This window comes from Rahnella sp. P4_A8 (assembly GCF_056402435.1).
This window is the reverse complement of sequence record NZ_JBFUHK010000172.1, coordinates 1-2,186: the sequence shown is the minus strand read 5'-3', so window position 1 is coordinate 2,186 and position 2,186 is coordinate 1. Positions and strand designations below refer to the sequence as shown.

Genomic DNA, 2,186 nt, shown 5'->3' with positions numbered 1-2,186 from the left:
ACGAATATAGCACCGGCTATACTCTATAGTGCAAGCTTAGTTTGAGGGTTATTAAGGGCTTTATGTTTCAAAATATGAAACTTGAATCATTGCCTGAGATTATAAAAATGGAATGATTTTTCTGATGATGAAACCGGCGTGACGGCCACACTGACGGCCCTGTGCCCGCGCCTTTCGTTCAGAGGTTATGCGCAACAGCGCGTGAAAACATTGCCGGCATAAAAATCTGACAGACATCACACTTTTCTGACAAACAAACCGGCTGTCCGCCCCCTGCTATCAAGTTTCCTCGCCAGTGTGCCGTTAACTTAATCACTAAAACTCATTCGGTTCACGTGACCAACTTCAGTTTCTTCCCGACAGATTTCTATCCTGTGTTTCCTGACAGGCTACTCCGGTAACGACATTTTACGCACGAGACTGATTGAAATGTTGTCATAACTTAAGGTGCCCGCACCTTTTTAATCGCAATTTCAGGGAGTTACCACTATGTCTTTTAAACACACTACTGTACGCACCCAGCTTACGCTGGGATTTGGCGTTTTAGTCGTCATTGTTCTCGCAGTAGTCTTGCTCTCTATCAACGCGTTAAGCCAGGCCAACAACAGATTCAAAACTCACGTACAGCAGGTTTCCGCCCGTGAGGCAGCTGTGAATTTAATTCTCAGCGGCGTAAAAGACAGTTCATTGAATATTTACGGGCTGGTGCTGGTCAGTGAGGCTGCTGATATCGAAGCAGGTAAAAGACAAGTTGCTGCTGCAGAAGAGAAAACCGCAGCCGCGCTGAACCGGCTTCAGGCGGCAATCAAAGAACACTCTGATGTCACAGATAAGGATCGGCAATTCGTGACCGCGATTTCTAATGCGGAAGAAGGATACCGTCCGGTGGCTAAACATATTGTTGATCTGGCCCTTGAAGAGAAGAAAGCTGAAGCGATTGACCGCATGAATCGCGAGCTACGACCTCAGTTGGCGCTGCTGCTGAATACGACCAATGATTATCTCCAGTACAGTAACGTACGGGCTAAAGAGAGCCTGAATACCGCACAAGATGCGTATCAACAAACCCGCCTCATTTTCATCGTTATCAGCCTGGTCGCACTGAGTCTGGCGGTTATTCTGGGGGGCATTATTATCCGTTCCCTGTTCCGTGCACTGGGTGAAGAACCGCTTGTTTTAGGTCAGGTGGTACAACGTATTGCTGCGGGTGATCTCAGTGAAGTGAAAGGCGCGGAAAACGCACCACAAAACAGCGTCCTGGCAGAGCTTGGCGGAATGCAGGCGAAACTGCATCAGTTAATCAACCAGGTGGCTAATTCCGCTGAAAGCATTGTCAGTGCATCCACCGAAATTACGTTGGGCAATGAGGATCTGAGTCGCCGGACCGAAGCCCAGGCTTCCTCGCTGGAACAGACATCAGCAAGCATGGAGGAACTGACCGCGACAGTGAAACACAACGCCGACAATGCCCATCAGGGGAATCTGATGGCCACAAGTGCGTCACAAGTGGCGCAACGCGGCGGCAACGTCGTTGAACGCGTCGTCAGTACCATGCATGAAATCGCCGAAAGCTCAGGCAAAGTGACACAAATCATCACGGTCATTGAAGGCATTGCTTTCCAAACCAATATTCTGGCGCTTAACGCCGCCGTTGAAGCAGCCCGTGCCGGTGAGCAAGGACGTGGTTTTGCAGTGGTTGCCGGTGAAGTGCGAACGCTGGCACAGCGCAGCGCCAATGCCGCCAAGGAAATTAAAAACCTGATTAGCGAGTCTGTTGAAAGGATTAACGTCGGTTCTAAGCTGGTGGATGAAGCGGGCACCACCATGATGGAAGTGGTGAATGCGGTCAAAGGCGTCAACAGCCTGATGGCTGAGATTACCCTTGCCTCAAGCGAACAACATACTGGCATCGATCAGGTCAATAAAGCCGTGGTCAACATGGACGAGGCGACGCAGCAGAATGCCGCGTTAGTAGAACAAAGTGCGGCAGCAGCGGACAGTTTAAAACAACAGGCCCATATCTTGCTGGAGGGGATTTCTGCATTTGATATTTCACGTGCGGGAAATCTTAATGTCACTGCAACAGCCACCCGCTAAGGTATTTACATGAAAATTTCCTGCGTTTTTGCCGTGGCGACGACCCTGCTGACATCGGCAGCTCTTGCCAGCAGCAATGAGAACATCAC

Annotated in this window: 1 protein-coding gene and 1 pseudogene; both read left to right on the top strand. The window is 49.9% G+C overall.

What is annotated here, in order from left to right; all coding sequences use genetic code 11:
* Window positions 1-489 precede the first annotated feature (489 nt).
* A pseudogene (locus AC1DUO_RS24280) lies at window positions 490-1,044 on the top strand (MCP four helix bundle domain-containing protein); the annotation flags it as partial.
* Between the two features lie 231 nt (window positions 1,045-1,275).
* Window positions 1,276-2,097 carry a methyl-accepting chemotaxis protein gene (locus AC1DUO_RS24275; RefSeq protein ID WP_443531370.1) on the top strand — a complete coding sequence of 274 codons (822 nt, stop codon included), beginning with the start codon at window positions 1,276-1,278 and terminating at the stop codon, window positions 2,095-2,097.
* Window positions 2,098-2,186 lie beyond the last annotated feature (89 nt).

What these genes read in the sequence shown, in the direction of transcription:
- AC1DUO_RS24275 (WP_443531370.1), top strand. Translation starts at nt 1,276, where the DNA reads ATGCAGGCGAAACTGCATCAGTTAATCAACCAGGTGGCTAATTCCGCT.